General features: G+C 45.4%; 14 protein-coding genes. 11 read left to right on the top strand and 3 right to left on the bottom strand.

Annotated elements, in window-relative coordinates:
* Complete coding sequence (gene purB / locus Q335_RS0100590) at positions 1-1383, top strand: adenylosuccinate lyase (protein ID WP_028356957.1); 1383 nt, start codon at positions 1-3, stop codon at positions 1381-1383.
* Between the two features lie 73 nt (positions 1384-1456).
* Here the strand turns inward: purB and Q335_RS09925 are convergent, their stop codons facing one another.
* The gene (locus Q335_RS09925) at positions 1457-2215 is read right to left on the bottom strand and encodes a cytochrome b/b6 domain-containing protein (protein WP_169733491.1); all 759 of its coding nucleotides are present in this window, start codon (positions 2213-2215) and stop codon (positions 1457-1459) included.
* 216 nt (positions 2216-2431) lie between these two features.
* On the opposite strand from Q335_RS09925, the gene Q335_RS0100600 reads away from it, so the two are divergent.
* The 4 genes from Q335_RS0100600 to Q335_RS08805 all read left to right on the top strand — a co-directional run bounded on the left by Q335_RS0100600 (position 2432) and on the right by Q335_RS08805 (position 6151).
* Positions 2432-3001 carry a carboxypeptidase-like regulatory domain-containing protein gene (locus Q335_RS0100600; RefSeq protein ID WP_038369114.1) on the top strand — a complete coding sequence of 190 codons (570 nt, stop codon included), beginning with the start codon at positions 2432-2434 and terminating at the stop codon, positions 2999-3001.
* 125 nt (positions 3002-3126) lie between these two features.
* Positions 3127-3675: a hypothetical protein gene (locus Q335_RS0100605; protein ID WP_028356959.1), complete on the top strand. Its 549-nt coding sequence runs from the start codon at positions 3127-3129 to the stop codon at positions 3673-3675.
* 139 nt (positions 3676-3814) lie between these two features.
* Entirely contained in the window at positions 3815-4342 is a 528-nt protein-coding gene (locus Q335_RS08800; RefSeq protein ID WP_051532190.1) for a hypothetical protein, read from the top strand.
* Positions 4343-4468: 126 nt separating this feature from the next.
* A complete protein-coding gene (locus Q335_RS08805; RefSeq protein ID WP_038369116.1) occupies positions 4469-6151 on the top strand; it encodes an FMN-binding glutamate synthase family protein in 1683 nt (560 codons plus the stop codon).
* Positions 6152-6268: 117 nt separating this feature from the next.
* On the opposite strand, the gene Q335_RS08810 is transcribed toward Q335_RS08805, so the two are convergent.
* Positions 6269-6769 (bottom strand): hypothetical protein, encoded by a 501-nt coding sequence (locus tag Q335_RS08810; RefSeq protein WP_051532191.1) that lies wholly within the window; start codon positions 6767-6769, stop codon positions 6269-6271.
* A gap of 159 nt (positions 6770-6928) precedes the next feature.
* On the opposite strand from Q335_RS08810, the gene Q335_RS08815 reads away from it, so the two are divergent.
* Together Q335_RS08815 and Q335_RS0100630 are read left to right on the top strand one after the other, a co-directional pair.
* Positions 6929-7435: a ribonuclease domain-containing protein gene (locus Q335_RS08815; RefSeq protein WP_051532192.1), complete on the top strand. Its 507-nt coding sequence runs from the start codon at positions 6929-6931 to the stop codon at positions 7433-7435.
* Entirely contained in the window at positions 7426-7752 is a 327-nt protein-coding gene (locus tag Q335_RS0100630) for a barstar family protein (protein ID WP_084493483.1), read from the top strand. Before Q335_RS08815 ends, Q335_RS0100630 begins: the two co-directional genes overlap by 10 nt.
* 49 nt (positions 7753-7801) lie before the next feature.
* On the opposite strand, the gene Q335_RS0100635 is transcribed toward Q335_RS0100630, so the two are convergent.
* Positions 7802-10096 carry an NADP-dependent malic enzyme gene (locus Q335_RS0100635; protein WP_028356962.1) on the bottom strand — a complete coding sequence of 765 codons (2295 nt, stop codon included), beginning with the start codon at positions 10094-10096 and terminating at the stop codon, positions 7802-7804.
* A gap of 301 nt (positions 10097-10397) precedes the next feature.
* On the opposite strand from Q335_RS0100635, the gene Q335_RS0100640 reads away from it, so the two are divergent.
* The 4 genes from Q335_RS0100640 (at position 10398) to zapE (ending at position 17287) form a co-directional block, all read left to right on the top strand.
* Positions 10398-13259: a 2-oxoglutarate dehydrogenase E1 component gene (locus Q335_RS0100640; RefSeq protein WP_028356963.1), complete on the top strand. Its 2862-nt coding sequence runs from the start codon at positions 10398-10400 to the stop codon at positions 13257-13259.
* 21 nt (positions 13260-13280) lie between these two features.
* Positions 13281-14525, top strand: coding sequence for a 2-oxoglutarate dehydrogenase complex dihydrolipoyllysine-residue succinyltransferase (odhB, locus tag Q335_RS0100645; protein ID WP_028356964.1), 1245 nt, complete (start codon positions 13281-13283; stop codon positions 14523-14525).
* Positions 14526-14593: 68 nt separating this feature from the next.
* Positions 14594-16024 (top strand): dihydrolipoyl dehydrogenase, encoded by a 1431-nt coding sequence (lpdA, locus tag Q335_RS0100650; RefSeq protein ID WP_028356965.1) that lies wholly within the window; start codon positions 14594-14596, stop codon positions 16022-16024.
* Between the two features lie 147 nt (positions 16025-16171).
* Complete coding sequence (zapE, locus tag Q335_RS0100655; protein ID WP_028356966.1) at positions 16172-17287, top strand: cell division protein ZapE; 1116 nt, start codon at positions 16172-16174, stop codon at positions 17285-17287.
* Positions 17288-17292: the final 5 nt, after the last annotated feature.

Below are 17292 nucleotides of genomic sequence, written 5' to 3' on the forward strand. Positions count from 1 at the left end.
ATGAAAATCGCTTCGCAACTTAGTTCCTTAAATGCTTTATCACCGCTTGATGGTCGCTATGCCTCCAAAAGTGATGCACTTCGCCCCTACCTGTCTGAAGCGGGGTTTATGGCGCATCGGGTTGAGGTTGAAGTGGCGTGGCTCAAGGCCTTGGCGGCAGCAGCGCTACCTGAACTGCCAGCTTTTGATCCTAAAGCGCTACAAGTGCTTGACGACTTAGTCGCAAATTTCACCGAGGCCGATGCACAACGCATCAAAGAGATAGAAAAAACCACCAATCATGATGTCAAAGCGGTGGAATATTTCCTCAAAGAAAAGGTCGCGGATCACGCCGATCTCGCGAAAGCCGCCGAATTTATTCATTTTGCATGTACCTCTGAAGATATTAACAATACCTCTCATGCGCTGATGCTATCGCGTGTACGAGATCAGGTGATTGTTCCTAAATTGCAGCAGGTTTTGCAATTTTTAGTGCAAGCGGCACATGATTTTGCTGAGCAACCACTTTTGTCACGCACTCACGGTCAACCGGCGACACCGTCTACCATGGGTAAGGAATTTGCCAATATTGCTGCACGCCTCAAAAAAGCCATCAGCCATATCCAAGCGGTGCAACCTTTAGCTAAACTCAACGGTGCTACCGGGAACTTTAATGCTCATTTAAGTGCCTATCCAGAGATTGATTGGCCAGCGCTTAGTCATAACGTATTGAGTCAGTTTGGCCTAACCCAAAACCCCTACACGATTCAGATTGAGCCGCATGATTGGATGGCCGAATTATTTGATGCCATCGCGCGAGCTAATACGATTTTGATCGATATGAATCGTGATATTTGGGGCTATATTGCCTTGGGGTATTTCAAGCAACGCCTCAAAGAGGGCGAGGTAGGCTCATCGACCATGCCGCACAAGGTTAACCCTATCGACTTTGAAAACTCAGAAGGGAATTTGGGCTTGGCCAATGCCGTTCTCAAGCACCTCTCCGAAAAACTGCCAATCTCACGTTGGCAACGTGACTTAACGGATTCTACGGTACTGCGTAATCTCGGTGTGGCCTTAGGCTATTGTATGGTGGCGTATGATTCCTGCCTCAAAGGCTTAAACAAACTGGAGCTCAACGCAGAAGCGATCAATGCCGACATTAATAATACCTGGGAAGTACTAGCCGAGGCTGTGCAAACCGTTATGCGTCGTTATGGTCTGCCACAACCTTATGAGCAACTCAAAGCCTTAACGCGTGGTCGCGGCATTACGCAAGACGCTTTGCAACGCTTTATTGCAGACCTAGAGCTCCCTACTGAGGCCAAAAACTACCTCCAAAACCTCACGCCACAGACTTATCTGGGTATAGCAACGCAGTTAGCCAAAGATATCAAAGAGTAAACCCTGTGTTTACCTCAAAAAAAACCGCTAAGATGTATGCCACACCTTAGCGGTTTTTTTGTAGCTTGCGCCTTTACATATAACGACCAATGTATTTAAAAGGCACGGCTTGACTTAAGGTATCGACCTCACCAAGTGTCGTGAGCCAATACACAAATAAGGCACAGCAAGCCAGCGCAATAATAGCTTTGACAAAGAGCTTGGGTTCGTGCGTAACGTCCAGACAGGCCACGCTAATTTCGTTGATCATTAAGACCCTGCCCGTAAAGAACGGCCGGATCACCCGTAGCTTATGTTTGAACAAAAAGATAGAAAAAATTGTCATGTGAATGACGACGACAAGCAGCGCGGCACAACCAGAAACAAAATGCAAAAGATTAATGGAATCTTGCCAACCTTCGGGGAGATGATGACTGAGAATGCCTTTGTAGGCGTCTGGGATATAGATTAAGAAATCAGTCGCTGACCACAATAATAACAGCACGAGAATCATCACAATCGAGAGACCCGCGAGAGGATTATGACCAAAGCGATGGTATTTTTTGCTCATCACAAATTCATAAATGGCCTTAGGACTCTTTAGGAATTGTTGAAAGCGCGCATAATAGGTGCCAATAAAGCCCCACACAATACGAAATAGTACTAAAGTTAGGACGGCATAGATGCTGCGCCGATGCCAGCTATCAAATAGTTCTTGTTGGGACTCCTGTCCATATAGCAGGCCTTGCATACTAAAAATGGCTAGCAGAGTGGCAATGAACAAAAGCCAGTTACAGATACGCGTTGGCCAATCCCAAATATTAACTGTACTGAGCTTGTCTTTTTTGAACATGATCGAATGAGAATTTAAAAACGATTTAACATTATAAATTATAGGTTTGCTGCCTACATTAACCAACCGTAATTTACATAAAGGCAACAGGCGCGTATTTTGAGAGCGTAGATTTTTCCAATTGCGAGTCATGAGTGAAATTTTTCACATAGGGGCTAGGGATAACGTTAAACTTTTATAATTAGTTCTTTTATAGATGAAGGGGTCATTGGCTTTATGGATTTGCAATCGTTGAATGTCAAGCTGTTACAGCGAGTGGGCAGCTTAGGTTTAATACTCGCTCTAGCGGCTTGTGCCTCGTCTCCAGCCAAGAATCCAGTCAAACATAAGGTCCGCAAAGAGGTGCCTCGAGTGGCCTTTGATGCCTCACAAATCAAGGCCGGCTCCGAAAAAACCATGCTCGTGGGCTTGGCCTATATCCTAGAAGGCACCACCCACGTACGCCATGCGTCCAACATTGATGTCGTACTTAATCCTGTGACTGAGAGCAGCACACAATGGTTTAACGAGGTCTGTCACAAAGGTCGTGTCCTGGAAGGTGAGGGTGAGGCGGCGTATCGTCAACATATCTACACCACCAAAACCAATGAATACGGTCAATATGTGTTCTTGGATGTGCCCGTTGGGGAGTATTATCTGACCAGTCGCATGTATTGGTTTGATACCAAACCGATGAGTGGTCCAGTGCAGTATGGTGGATTGGTAGCCAAAAAACTCAAACTAGAGTCTGGCCCCAATACCATCAATATCACCTCTGATGATCGCTGTCCAATGTATTATCACTAGTTAAGTATTTGCTTTAAGAGTTAATCATAAGTGAGTGTAAATATTAGCAAAATGGCTTGATTATTGAAACTTTGGCTTATTACAATAGAGAGCGTTTATCAACATATTTATAAGGTAACCATTTTATGAACAAAATGCGTATTGCAACGCTGACAGGCGTAGCCTTGTTGTCTTTGAGTTTGAGTGCATGTTCTATTTTCCATCGCGGAGAATCAGGTCACAAACACGTCACTTCGCTCCAAAAATACAAAGAAGCACGCGCCGGTAACAATCCTGAGCGCTTAGTCATTCAGTCTCGTGACAATAATAATTTTGTCATCTATATGGGTAGCCTCACTGCCAAAAAGGGCAAAAAAAATCAAGGCCAAACGCTCGATGTGGCTGGTAAAACCTATCACACGTCTAATTTGAACATTCCATTACACGAGATTAAACGCCCGTTTGTTGCCAAGACGAATGACGGCAAACCTGCCTTGGCTTTACGACTTAAGCCAGAAGCTGTGAGCAAATTACAACAAGCCCGCAAACAAGGTTACACCGTGATTTTGGCCAGCCTCAATAACTCTGTATTCTCTGAAGTCAATGGCGCAGGCGCCAACTTAGCGGATGGTGTGTTATTATTCCCAATGCCTACACTCGTTAGCGCGAGGGATGCAGCAGACGCCTTACGTTAATAAGTGAATTATTATTCCAGTATTAGGTACTTTACTGTAGCTAAAATTTGACAACAGACTACATAACTGGGTATAAATACTGCATAATACGGTTTACGTAGATCGTAATAGTTTTCAAACCATAGAAGGAAATTTTTTCATGAAATTATCTCGCAAATTAGCATTACTAGCTTTACCTTTAGCATTAGCGGTTACTGGTTGTGCTAACCACAATCACCATCACGATTCTGACGCTGCTGCAGCTCAAACTGTTCAAGCCGCTGACTTACAAGTTTTCCAAGCGTCTAACACTGCAGTACAAGGCTTCCGTCCTGTAAAAATTTCTGAGAAACAAACTATCTACGTTTCTCAAGCGCCAGTTTTCTCTCGCGCTCAAGTGACCGATGTTAACTTGGCTCAAGACCAACAAGGCCGTTCTTTCGTAGTCCTAACGCTTGATCCAGCAGCTCAACAAGCACTTTCTAAAGTACCTAATACTCGTGGTTACGTGACGCTAGTAGGCGGTCAAGTGGCTTCACTCAGCGGTACTCGCCAAAACAACAACTTCTTGTTGCAAACTCGCAGCCCACAAGTTTCTTCAGCAATCGTTAGCTCTGTCTTCCCACAAAAAGCAGCAGCTATCGCTAACAGCGCTAATGCGACTAACGCTACCAACGCTAAGAAATAAACACAATATGTTTGTGCGCATTGCACGATTGACTAAGTCGATCAGGTGCAATGCCGCTTTCAAGGCTTCAGGCACGTTTACCTAGTAAACGTGCCTTTATTTTTAACTAAAACAAGGGGAGGTCAAATGCAGTATTTTGCGCTTAGGTTTTTGGTGTTTGGCATTGTGATTGTCCTAACACCTATTTTCTTTATCTTGGCGGCTGTGTCATCCAATGTGTGGTGGGTATTTGCCATAATTACCCTCGCACTATCGCTGGTGGGTATTTGGGATTTAATCCAACCCAACCACTCGGTACGCCGTAACTATCCTGTCATCGGTAATTTGCGTTTTATCTTTGAGGCGATTCGCCCAGAAATTCGTCAATATTTCATCGAAAGCGACGAAGACAATTTACCTTTTTCTCGTGAAGAGCGCAGCATCGTATATCAACGTGCCAAACAGCAAATCGATAAACGTCCTTTCGGTACCATCGAAAATGTGTATCGAGATGGCTACGAGTGGATTGGCCATTCCATGGTGCCCAGCAAAATCGAGGACTATGACTTTAGACGTCGGATAGGGAGCAAAGCTTGTACGCAGCCCTATGATTGCTCTATTTTCAATATTTCAGCCATGAGTTTTGGGGCCTTATCTGCCAATGCCGTGTTATCTCTTAATAAGGGCGCACAGTTAGGTGGTTTTGCGCATGATACGGGTGAAGGCGGGATTAGTCGTTACCATATCAAGCATGGTGGAGATCTTATTTGGAATATTGGTTCGGGGTATTTTGGTTGTCGAGACGCAGAGGGTAATTTTAGTCCCGAAGAGTTTGCAAAACGCGCTACCATGCCACAAGTCAAAATGATCGAGATTAAATTATCCCAAGGTGCCAAGCCCGGTCATGGTGGGGTATTACCGGGACCCAAAGTGACCCCTGAAATTGCCGAAGCTCGAGGCATCCAAGTGGGGCAAGAATGCGACTCGCCCAATAGCCATAGTGCCTTTTCTACACCTGTGGGTCTCTTAGAATTTGTGCAACAATTGCGGCAATTATCGGGTGGTAAACCCGTCGGCTTTAAGCTCTGTATTGGTCATGTCTGGGAGTGGTTTTCTATCGCTAAAGCCATGGTAAAAACAGGCATTGTACCTGACTTTATTACCGTTGATGGCGCCGAAGGTGGGACGGGAGCAGCACCTGTTGAATTCTGTGATCATGTAGGGCTACCCATGAAAGAAGCCCTACGTTTGGTGCACAACACCCTCAAGGGTATTGGCCTGCGTGATCAAGTCAAAATCGCCGCCGCAGGTAAAATTGTGACCGGTTTTGATGTGCTCAAGACACTTGCGCTAGGCGCAGACTGGTGCAATAGTGCGCGTGGTTTTATGTTCTCTTTAGGGTGTATCCAGGCGCAAAAATGTCACACCAATACCTGTCCGACAGGCATTGCAACGCAAGATCCTATGCGTCAAAAAGCCCTTGTGGTGGAAGACAAGAGCTGGCGCGTTAAAAACTTTCATCACAATACCTTGCTGGCCTTTGGCGAGTTATTAGCGGCGACAGGTCTTGAGCGACCTGATCAATTACAAGCTCACCACGTCGTTTCGCGCGTCTCCAGCAATGAGATTAAGCTATGGTCCGCCTTGTACCCCGAAGTAGAAGAGGGTGCTTTATTGCGTGGAGAATATAAGTTACGGATTTTTGAAGTGGCCTGGCCACTAGCAACGCCGGATTCGTTCAAACCACAAAATACGACCGAAGCGGTAGAGAAAAAAGTCAACCAAGCTTACAACGATTCTTCTTCAGAGCAGGATCACGATCAGGATTAAAGTGTCCAAGATATTGTGCTCACCGTAACCATGGTGGTAAACCACAAAAAATGCCAAGCAAATTTGCTTGGCATTTTTTGTTGCACGGTGGAACGGTTGAGTCGTTAAGCGGTAGGGCTAATGACTCATTTGTTGTTCTTCTTGTTGACACAATGACACAAAGTTCTGAATAAAGCGTCGACGCTCTGGTAATTGGTCTTTGTTTTGGACTTTTTGGGTAAAGGATTTTACAAAGGAGAGCATCATATCGACATTGTCATCAGGAATGGCTTTGTTACTACTGATGTAGTCATTGATCGTATCGGTGCTTTCACCCTCTTTGTACATATCGTAGATGTGACCTACAACATCGCCCGCTTGTTGACAACTCAGGGCAGGTGATGAGCCAGTATCAGGTGCTGAATCATCTGAGGTTGACTCAAAGGCTTCTTCAGCGCTCAGTTCCTTAGGTGCTGGGGTGGTGATTTTAGGGCTTGTTTGGGCTGGGATATTACTGTCTTGGTTGACAGAGGCGTGCTCATTGTCATCGAATAGAACTTTTTGGGCCGCTTGCCAGAGAATAAATATCACGGCGGCCACTATAATAAATAATAATAGAAATTTTCCAATGGCTTTCATACAATATCCAGAATGAACCAGGCGTTAATCACGTTAATCATTAAGTATGCAAATCATGCAGTATCAAAGATGATACAGCAAATTGACTTATACTGGTTATCTTTTTAGGATATATGTCGGTATCTAAATCTGTCAAAAAATTTTTTAATAAGGACAACCATGAGCAGTAAGCGATGGGTATTAAGCGTATTGGCCGCTTCTTCATTAGTAGGGCTTGGTGTGAATGCTCAAGCGTCCGAAAATGCGAATGCTGATTTAGAGCATGTTACGAATGCACAGGCTTGCATTGATCGCATGCAGAAATTTAACGAAGAGCAACTCGATGGACAAATAGATGCTCAAGAGCTTGCTTATGCGATTTTGCATTTACAAAAGGATAATCGCCTACCCCAAAAATATCTTAGTAAGCACAAAGCCCGCTCACTCGGTTGGGTGCCGGGGGCAGCCTTTGATGATATAGAAGCGCTCAAAGGCAAAGCGCTGGGTGGTGATCATTTTGGTAACTATGAAAATAAACTACCCCGTAATGGCTATCATGAGGCCGATCTCGATTATCAAGGTAAGCAGCGCAATGCCAAACGTCTGGTTTATACACCCTATGCCAAACCCGCCTATGTCACCATTAATCATTACCAAAGCTTCATAAAGGTACCCTCATGTCAGTAGTTTATAATTCTCGCCAACTCAAAAAACTCTTTACCAATTTGGCGGCTGACGGCGCGCAATTTTGCGAGCTCAGAGACTTGCACTCTCTCCAGGACGCTTATGCCCTCATACAAAAGCAATTGCATTTGCCTGAGCATTTTGGCGCTAATTTAGATGCGTTGTATGACGTGCTGAGCAATGATGTCACAGGACCGGTGGTCATGGTGTGGCCTGATCGGCTTCAGAGTAAAGAAGCCATGGGGGATGATTACCGCGCCTTACTGAATGTTTTATTAGATGTAGCCGCCCAAAGAGAGGATTTTGTCCTATTCTACTAACAAAAAAACCGAATCCTAGGATTCGGTTTTTTTTGAGGTTGCGCAGCGCTTAGTCTGCTGATTCTGCTGAACCTACCGCTTGAGCGTCAATCACAGCCAAGGCGGTCATATTGACAATGCGACGCGTAGTCGTGCTGGTGGTCATAATATGAACGGGTTTTTTGGCACCCAATAAAATAGGACCCAATGCGACACCATGGCTACCCGTCATTTTGAGCAGATTATACGTGATATTACCGGTATCTAGATTAGGCATGATCAAGAGATTGGCCTTACCTTTGAGGCGATTATCCGGGAAGCTATTGTGACGGATGCTAGCAGAAAGTGCGGCATCGGCGTGCATTTCACCTTCGACCTCAAGTTGAGGTGCTTTTTCACGAATAATTTCGAGCGCCCGCGCCATTTTTTGAGCAGATTCGCTGTTTTTACTACCAAAATTAGAGTGTGATAGCAAAGCGGCTTTAGGGTTGACACCTTGGCGTGTCATTTCTTCGGCGGCCATAATAGTGATCTCTGCGATTTGCTCTGCAGTTGGGTTCTCATTGACGTGCGTATCGCAAATATATAAGGTTTGCTCAGGCAAGATTAAGACGTTCATCGCGGCGAGCGTACCACTTGGATAACGCGTGCCCGTGACCTGTTTGATGTATTTAACTTGGTTATCAAAGTCAGTGCTGACACCACAAATCATGGCGTCTGCATAACCCATCTCGATCAATAAAGCGCCGATTAAGGTATTGTGTTTACGCACCATGGCTTTGGCGATTTCTGGACTAATGCCTTTGCGAGCACGTAATTTGTAATAACGCTGCCATGTCTCATTGAAGCGATCGTCATGTTCTGGGTTGACGACTTCAAAATCTTCGCCGGCTTTGATACGCAGATTTAGTTTGTTAATGCGCATCTCGATGACGTTTGGACGACCCACTAAGATAGGTTTAGCGATTTTCTCGTCAATCACTGTTTGTACCGCACGTAAGACGCGATTATCCTCGCCGTCAGCATACACAATGCGCTGGCTAGCACCTGTACGTGCTTGTTTAAAGAGCGGCATCATTAATTGACCTGAGTGATAAATAAAGCCACTGAGTTTCTCGACATAGGCTTCCATATCCTCTATCGGTTTGCGAGCCACGCCGGAATCCATCGCCGCTTGAGCGACGGCGGGAGCGATTTTGATGATTAAACGCGGATCAAAAGGTTTAGGAATGATGTAGTCAGGACCAAAGTGTAAGTCCTCATCACTATAGGCGGAAGATACTTCATCATTTAGCTCCGCTTGCGCTAATTCAGCAATGGCCTTAACGCAAGCGAGTTTCATTTCTTCGTTAATGGCACTGGCTTGTACGTCTAAGGCACCGCGGAAAATAAATGGGAAGCACAAGACGTTATTGACTTGGTTAGGGTAATCAGAGCGACCCGTGGCAATGATGACATCAGGACGTACGGCTTTGGCATCTTCAGGGGTGATTTCTGGGTCTGGGTTGGCCAATGCCAAAATAAGTGGATCTTTGGCCATGGTTTTTACCATGTCTTGAGTCAAGATGCCTTTGGCAGAACAACCCAAGAAAACGTCAGCGTCTTTGATGACACTGGCCAGGGTGGTCTCTGTGGTGTCTTGTGCATAAAGAGCTTTGTTGCGCTCCATATTTTCTTCGCGGCCTTTACGAATGACCCCCTTGGAATCGCAAACATAAATGTTTTCTTTTTTAAGGCCTAGTTTGACAAGGAGATTTAAGCAAGCAATCGCCGCTGCTCCAGCACCAGAGCAAACTAACTTAACATCACTAAATTGCTTTTTAACCAACGATAAACCATTCATGATGGCGGCCGCTGAAATAATCGCCGTACCGTGTTGGTCATCGTGGAACACAGGAATATTCATGCGTTCACGCAATTTTTCTTCGATGTAAAAGCACTCGGGCGCCTTAATATCTTCGAGGTTGATACCCCCTAGCGTTGGCTCGAGGGCCGCAATAATATCGACCAATTTGTCAGGATCGGTTTCGGCCAGTTCAATATCAAAAACATCAATCCCAGAGAATTTTTTGAATAAGCAACCTTTGCCTTCCATGACCGGTTTAGAGGCATAAGGACCGATATTGCCTAAGCCCAGAACCGCCGTGCCATTGGAGACCACGCCGACTAAATTACTACGAGAAGTGTAGCGATAAATATTGCTTTGGTCTTCATAAATAGCCATACACGCTGAGGCGACCCCTGGCGAATAAGCCATGGACAAATCATCTTGGTTCGTGAGGGGCTTGGTAGGTACCACGGAAATTTTGCCGGGACGCGGAAACTCGTGGTAGAAAAGGGCGGATTCACTGTAATTCTTAGGCATTGAGGCCTCCTTGAGATAAAACTTAAGCGTACATTTTACGCTATTCAAATCGGGCTTTATATGGCAACATAGCACTGTGCGTGAAATTACGCGCCTATTGAGCCCAAATAAGGAACAGTTAGCAAATATACGCAATTGTGGTTTATACTAAGAGCAGTGGTTAAAAAGTGCAAGTGACATTCATAGTTCCTAAGCCGCAGATTTATTTGTAAAATGCAAATAATCATTCAGTAACATTCATCTCTGGTGATTGCTTTTTCGTACTTTCAGTATCATCTTCAACAAGGTGCAACGATCTAAAATGACTAGTTTACAAGACAAAATATCGAATTCTTATCTGTCTGGTGGCAACGCCACCTACATTGAGGAACTGTACGATGAGTATCTTACAGACCCCGAAAATGTAAGCCCTGAATGGCAGGAATATTTTGATAAATTGCAGCATTTACCTGCAACAGATGGTAATGTAAGCACGCGTGATTACCGTCATACCAGTATTGTAAGATCCTTTGCAGAGCGCGCTAAACATCCACAATCAGCGCAAGCACAATCGCAAAGTCTAGAAATTGCTCAAAAGCAATTGAAAGTACAATTGCTAGTCTATTCATTCCGCACACTAGGTGTTCGTCATGCCCGTTTAGATCCGCTCAAACGGGCACATCGTTTTATGCTGCCACAACTTGATCCAGCTACCTACGGTTTCACAGATTCAGACCTAGACACTGAGTTTTTTGCTAGTAACACCTATTTCACAGACAGCAACACCATGAAGCTTCGCGATTTAGTCGATGCTTTACGCAGTACTTACTGTGGTTCTGTCGGTGCCGAATTCCAACACGTCTCTGATCCTCACGAAAGAGAGTGGATTGAGCAACGTCTTGAGAGCTCACGTAGCAGCATGCAAATCAGCACAGAGGGCAAAAAACGCATTCTCCAACAATTGACCGAAGCTGAAGGTCTAGAGCGTTATTTACATACTCGCTACGTGGGTCAAAAACGCTTCTCCCTAGAAGGCGGAGAAAGCTTTATTGTGGCCATGGATGAATTAGTCAACCACGGTTCCCAAACCAAGGTTAATGAATTCGTCGTGGGTATGGCTCACCGCGGTCGCCTCAATATGTTGATCAACATCATGGGCAAAATGCCAGGTGACTTGTTTGCCGAATTCGAAGGCAAACAAGCCGGTGAACTCACTTCTGGTGACGTAAAATACCATAATGGTTTTTCAAGCGACTTATCCGCCGCAGGTGGTCCAGTCCACTTATCCTTAGCGTTTAACCCATCTCACCTAGAAATCGTCAACCCTGTTGTTGAAGGTAGTGCGCGTGCCCGCCAAGAGCGCCACGGTAATACTGACGAAGTGCTTCCTGTCTTAGTGCATGGTGATGCGGCCTTTGCGGGTCAAGGCATTGTCATGGAAACCCTTAACTTAGCGATGACACGCGGTTACGGTACGGGCGGTACGGTTCACTTTGTGATCAATAACCAAATCGGTTTCACCACCTCTGATCCTCGCGACGCGCGCTCAACCTTGTATTGTACTGACGTCGTTAAAATGATCGAAGCGCCTGTCTTCCACGTCAACGCCGATGATCCAGAAGCTGTCGCCTTTGTGACTCGCTTAGCTCTTGACTACCGCATGAAATTCAAAAAAGACGTAGTGGTAGATATCATTTGCTATCGTAAATTAGGTCACAATGAGCAAGATACACCAGCCCTTACGCAGCCATTAATGTACAAAACCATTGGCGCTCACCCTGGTACTCGCCAACTTTATGCAGATAAACTCGTCTCCACTAAAGTGCTTGGCGAAGACGAACCAGAAGCCATGGTCAAAGCTTACAGAGACTTACTCGATAAACGCCAAGAATCTGTAGAGCCAGTACTCACTGACTACAAAAATAAATACGCGATCGATTGGAAACCGTTCTTAGGCGCTAAATGGTCTGATCAAGCCGAAACCGCCTTGCCTGAAGCTGAACTCAAACGCTTAGGTGAACGCATCACGACTATTCCAGAAGGTTTCAGTGCCCATAAATTGGTACAACGTCTCCTCAATGATCGCCGTAAAATGGCAGAAGGTGAGATGAATCTTGACTGGGGTATGGGTGAACACTTAGCGTTTGCCAGCCTAGTCGCTACGGGCTACCCAGTACGCATCAGTGGTCAAGACTCTGGTCGTGGTACCTTTACTCACCGTCATGCCGTATTGCATGACCAAAACCGTGAACGTTGGGACGGTGGTATTTATATTCCTCTCCAAAATGTCTCCGACAAACAAGCGCACTTTACCGTCATTGACTCTGTGCTTTCAGAGAATGCGGTCTTAGGTTTTGAATATGGTTATGCGTGCGCTGAGCCAAATACCCTTACGATTTGGGAAGCCCAATTTGGTGACTTCGCGAATGGTGCACAGGTAGTGATTGACCAATTTATCACTTCAGGCGAAGCCAAATGGGGTCGTCAATGTGGTTTAACTTTAATGTTGCCACACGGTTACGAAGGTCAAGGCCCAGAGCACTCATCTGCCCGTATTGAACGTTTCTTGCAATTATGTGCAGATACCAATATCCAATGCGTGCAACCAACGACGGCATCACAAATTTTCCACTTGTTGCGTCGTCAAATGATCCGTCAATTCCGTAAACCATTGGTCATCTTTACGCCAAAATCATTGCTACGCAACAAAAACGCAGCGTCTCCAATGTCTGAGTTTACCGAAGGGGGCTTCAAAACCATCATTCCTGAAGTCGATAGCAACATCAACAAAGACAAAGTCAAACGCATTCTTGTATGTTCTGGCCGCGTCTACTATGACTTAGTCACTTACCGCCAAGAGCATGAACTTAATGATGTCGCTATTCTTCGTATTGAGCAACTGTATCCATTCGCTCATGATGAGCTCGATAAATTATTTGCTCAATATCCTAATGCCGAAGAAATTGTTTGGACGCAAGACGAACCTCGCAACCAAGGCCCTTGGTTCTACATTCAAGCTCCACTTTATAACCACATGAAAGTGGGCCAAAAACTAATGTATGCTGGCCGTCCATCTTCTTCTTCACCTGCCGTAGGCTATATGGCCAAACATGGTGAACAACTCAAAAACTTAATTGAACAAGCTTTTGGTTCAGAAACCGAAGTCTTAATCGTCAAAAACTAATAGTTATTTAAAGGTAGAATTATGTCAATTGAAAATGTTTTAGTCCCTCAATTCTCAGAATCGGTTTCAGACGGCACCTTACTTGAATGGAAAGTTCAAAAAGGCGAAGCTGTGACCCAAGGCCAAACCTTGATCGAAATCGAAACTGACAAAGTCGTCATGGAAGTTCCTGCACCGGTAGACGGTGTCATCACTGAAATCGTTGAAGAAGAAGGCGCTACTGTTGAGTCAGAGCAACTACTCGCCAAAATCGACACCGAAGCACAAGCCAGTGCCAGCACCGAAGCAGCGCCAAAAGAAGAGTCCGCTGCCAAAACAGAATCTGAAGATGCTTCCCAAAAACAAGAGCAAAGCACCGAGAAAGCGGTTCAAGAAACCAAAGCAGATAACTCTAAAGCCGGTATTGCTTCACCAGCGGCCTCTAAGATTCTTGCTGAAAAAGGCGTCAACGCTGCTGACGTCAAAGGCTCTGGCCGTGATGGTCGCGTCACTAAAAATGATGCTCAAAATGCCTCTAAAGGCGCTGCTGCGGCGGCTCCTGCCAGCGCTAGCACTAACTTGTCTGGCCGTGCCGAAGAGCGTGTCCCAATGTCTCGCTTGCGTGCACGTATCGCCGAACGCTTAATCCAATCACAACAAGAAAACGCTATCTTGACGACATTCAATGAAGTCAACATGAAAGCTGTGATGGATTTACGCAGCCAATACAAAGAAAAATTCCAACAAGAGCATGGCGTTAAACTTGGCTTTATGTCTTTCTTCGTCAAAGCAGCGGTTGCAGCGCTCAAAAAATACCCATTAGTCAATGCCTCTATCGATGGTAAAGACATTATTTACCACGGCTACTATGATATCGGTATTGCGGTTAGCTCCCCACGCGGTTTAGTCGTACCTATTCTTCGCAACGCTGATCAACTCAGCTTTGCAGAGATTGAAAAACAAATCGCCGAGTTCGCCGTTAAAGCCCGTGACGGTAAACTTAGCCTTGACGACTTGAGTGGCGGTACCTTCTCTATCTCTAATGGCGGTACTTTCGGTTCTATGTTGTCTACACCAATCATCAATCCACCGCAATCTGCCATTCTTGGTGTTCACGCCACTAAAGAACGTGCTGTGGTAGAAAATGGTCAAATCGTGATTCGTCCAGTCAACTTCTTGGCACTTTCATACGACCACCGCTTAATCGACGGTCGTGAGGCTGTACTCAGCTTAGTCGCCATGAAAGAAGCACTCGAAGATCCACAACGCTTGTTGCTCGATCTATAAACTCGAATCTTCGTCACAACGCCCCTCTATAGGGGCGTTTAACATAAACTGAATTAAGAGAGAAACATATGGCAAAAGAATTTGATGTAGTAGTGATTGGTGCAGGTCCTGGTGGTTATATCGCGGCTATTCGTGCGGCGCAATTAGGCAAAAAAGTCGCTTGCGTAGATGCGTGGGTAGATTTAGACGGTAAACCAAAACCAGGTGGCACGTGCACTAACGTGGGTTGTATCCCTTCCAAAGCCTTATTGCAATCATCTGAGCATTACGAGCAAGCCCAGATGCATTTTGCAGAGCACGGTATAGAAGTCGGTTCTATCAAGCTCAAACTTGATACTTTGTTAGGCCGCAAAAATACTGTGGTAGACCAAAATAACCAAGGAATTCAATTCTTATTTAAGAAAAACAAGATTGAATTTATCGTCGGTACTGCGCAATTTGTCGGTGCAGAGAACAATCGCTACAAGCTCAGCGTCAGTGCTGGTGAAAAAACCATCGAGATCGATGCAGAGCACGTAATTATTGCCACTGGTTCAGAACCACGTGCACTACCGGATCTACCTTTTGACGAGAAATTAGTACTCTCTAACGCTGGGGCGCTTGATATCCCTGCCGTCCCTAAAAAACTCGGCGTGATCGGTGCCGGTGTTATCGGCCTTGAGTTAGGTAGTGTTTGGCGTCGTCTCGGTGCAGAAGTCACGGTACTTGAAGCTATGCCTGAATTCTTGGCCGTAGCTGATGCCCAAGTCGCTAAAGAAGCCAAAAAAGTCTTTGCGAAACAAGGTCTCAACATCGAAGTAGGCGCCAAAGTCGAAAACGTCAAAGTCAATGATAAATCCGTGACAGTGACTTACAAAACCGCTAAAGATGAAGAAGTCAGCGCTGAGTTCGATCATTTAATCGTATCTATCGGTCGTATTCCGTTTACCAAAGGTCTCAATCCAGAAGCCGTGGGTCTTAAATTAGATCAACGTGGTTTCATCGAAGTAAACGAGGAATGCCAAACCAATCTACCAAATGTTTGGGCTGTCGGTGACGTGGTTCGTGGTCCTATGTTGGCCCACAAAGCCGAAGAAGAGGGCGTAGCCGTGGCTGAACGTATCGCTGGCCAACACGGTCATGTGAATTACAACACCATTCCTTCAGTGCTCTATACCAGCCCAGAAATCGCTTGGGTCGGTGCTACTGAGCAACAACTCAAAAAAGACAAACGTGAAATTAAAGTTGGTACCTTCCCATTCATGGCCAATGGACGTGCTCGTGCGCTAGGTGATACTACTGGTTTTGCCAAAGTCATCGCTGATAAAAACACCGACGAAGTCTTGGGTGTTCACATTATTGGCCCAATGGCCTCTGAGCTCATTGCCGAAGCCGTGACCATTATGGAATTCAAAGGCGCTGCCGAAGATATCGCTCGTATTTGTCACGCTCATCCAACGCTCTCTGAAGCGGTCAAAGAAGCGGCATTGGCTGTTGATAAACGTACGCTCAATCTCTAATTAATCATATGTAGCCGTTCGCTGCATATTTTTGATTAATCATTAGCCGTTGTTATAAGCTAAAGGCTTGTAACAACGGTTTTTTTATATCTATCAAAACGTAAAAGTTTATAATATTTGCTTTGTTCTCTAGCTCGAGCCAGATCCATGAATCAGCCAGTCATTCAGTATTATCAAGATCAGCTGCAACGCAAAGGGTTTAAGCAAGACGCCGCCCAAAAAAACGCGATTGAGCATTTGCAACGACTGTATAACGATTTGCAAGCGCCGCGACGCGTAAAACCGCAACAAGGATTTTTTTCTAAATTATTGCAGCGCAGCCCGAGCAAAGAAGCGCTCCCCAAAGGCGTGTATATGTGGGGGGGTGTTGGCCGTGGCAAGAGCTTTTTGATGGATGCTTTTTTTCAAAGTCTTCAAGGCGACGACAAAATTCGCATTCACTTTCATGAGTTTATGCGCAGTATTCACCATCGTTTGCGTGAGATACGAAGTTTGCCGGACCCACTAGACAAAGTAGCCCGTGACACAGCGGATAAGTATCGCGTTATTTGCTTTGATGAGTTCCATATTTCAGATATTGCCGATGCCATGATTTTGTATCGCTTGCTCGATAAATTATTTGAGTATGGCTGTACCTTTGTGATGACCTCAAATTACGAACCGAATACGCTTTATCCCGATGGCTTGCACCGTGATCGTCTGCTACCCGCCATTGATCTGATTTATGAGCATATGGAGATTATCTGTGTAGATACGGGCGTGGACTATCGTTTGCGCAGTCTCGAGAACGCTCAGCTGTACTATCAACCCTTGGGCCCAGAGACGGACCAGAAACTCGTCAAATTATTTACCGATCTTAGTGGTGAACCGCCTCAAGCGGATGTCATCACCATCGAAAATCGTGAGATTGCCGTCAAAGGCGTGGCCAAAAATACCGTCTGGTTTGATTTCGAGAACTTGTGTCAAACGGCCCGTTCCATGAATGATTATTTAGAGCTAGCGAGCAGATTTGAAACAATTATCCTTAGCGACGTGCCGAAAATGTCGCAAGCGATGTCATCGCCAGCGCGCCGTTTCACCTGGTTAATTGATGTTCTTTACGACTTCAAAGTTAAATTTATTATGTCTGCAGAGTGCGATGCCGAAGAGCTTTACACCGAAGGCACACTCGCCAATGAATTCACGCGCACGGTGTCACGTATTATAGAAATGCAGTCCAAAGATTATTTAAAAGAGGTTAGACGTAAAAATGTGGACTTATAACAAAT

Source organism: Brackiella oedipodis DSM 13743 (genome assembly GCF_000621025.1).
Classification (GTDB): Bacteria; Pseudomonadota; Gammaproteobacteria; order Burkholderiales; family Burkholderiaceae_B; genus Oligella; species Oligella oedipodis.

Coding starts and splice junctions, on each gene's coding strand:
- Q335_RS0100600 (WP_038369114.1), top strand. CDS start 2,432: ATGGATTTGCAATCGTTGAATGTCAAGCTGTTACAGCGAGTGGGCAGC.
- Q335_RS0100635 (WP_028356962.1), bottom strand. CDS start 10,096: ATGCCTAAGAATTACAGTGAATCCGCCCTTTTCTACCACGAGTTTCCG.
- Q335_RS0100605 (WP_028356959.1), top strand. CDS start 3,127: ATGAACAAAATGCGTATTGCAACGCTGACAGGCGTAGCCTTGTTGTCT.
- Q335_RS08805 (WP_038369116.1), top strand. CDS start 4,469: ATGCAGTATTTTGCGCTTAGGTTTTTGGTGTTTGGCATTGTGATTGTC.
- Q335_RS08800 (WP_051532190.1), top strand. CDS start 3,815: ATGAAATTATCTCGCAAATTAGCATTACTAGCTTTACCTTTAGCATTA.
- Q335_RS09925 (WP_169733491.1), bottom strand. CDS start 2,215: ATGTTCAAAAAAGACAAGCTCAGTACAGTTAATATTTGGGATTGGCCA.
- Q335_RS0100640 (WP_028356963.1), top strand. CDS start 10,398: ATGACTAGTTTACAAGACAAAATATCGAATTCTTATCTGTCTGGTGGC.
- Q335_RS08810 (WP_051532191.1), bottom strand. CDS start 6,769: ATGAAAGCCATTGGAAAATTTCTATTATTATTTATTATAGTGGCCGCC.
- Q335_RS0100630 (WP_084493483.1), top strand. CDS start 7,426: ATGTCAGTAGTTTATAATTCTCGCCAACTCAAAAAACTCTTTACCAAT.
- lpdA (WP_028356965.1), top strand. CDS start 14,594: ATGGCAAAAGAATTTGATGTAGTAGTGATTGGTGCAGGTCCTGGTGGT.
- zapE (WP_028356966.1), top strand. CDS start 16,172: ATGAATCAGCCAGTCATTCAGTATTATCAAGATCAGCTGCAACGCAAA.
- Q335_RS08815 (WP_051532192.1), top strand. CDS start 6,929: ATGAGCAGTAAGCGATGGGTATTAAGCGTATTGGCCGCTTCTTCATTA.
- odhB (WP_028356964.1), top strand. CDS start 13,281: ATGTCAATTGAAAATGTTTTAGTCCCTCAATTCTCAGAATCGGTTTCA.
- purB (WP_028356957.1), top strand. CDS start 1: ATGAAAATCGCTTCGCAACTTAGTTCCTTAAATGCTTTATCACCGCTT.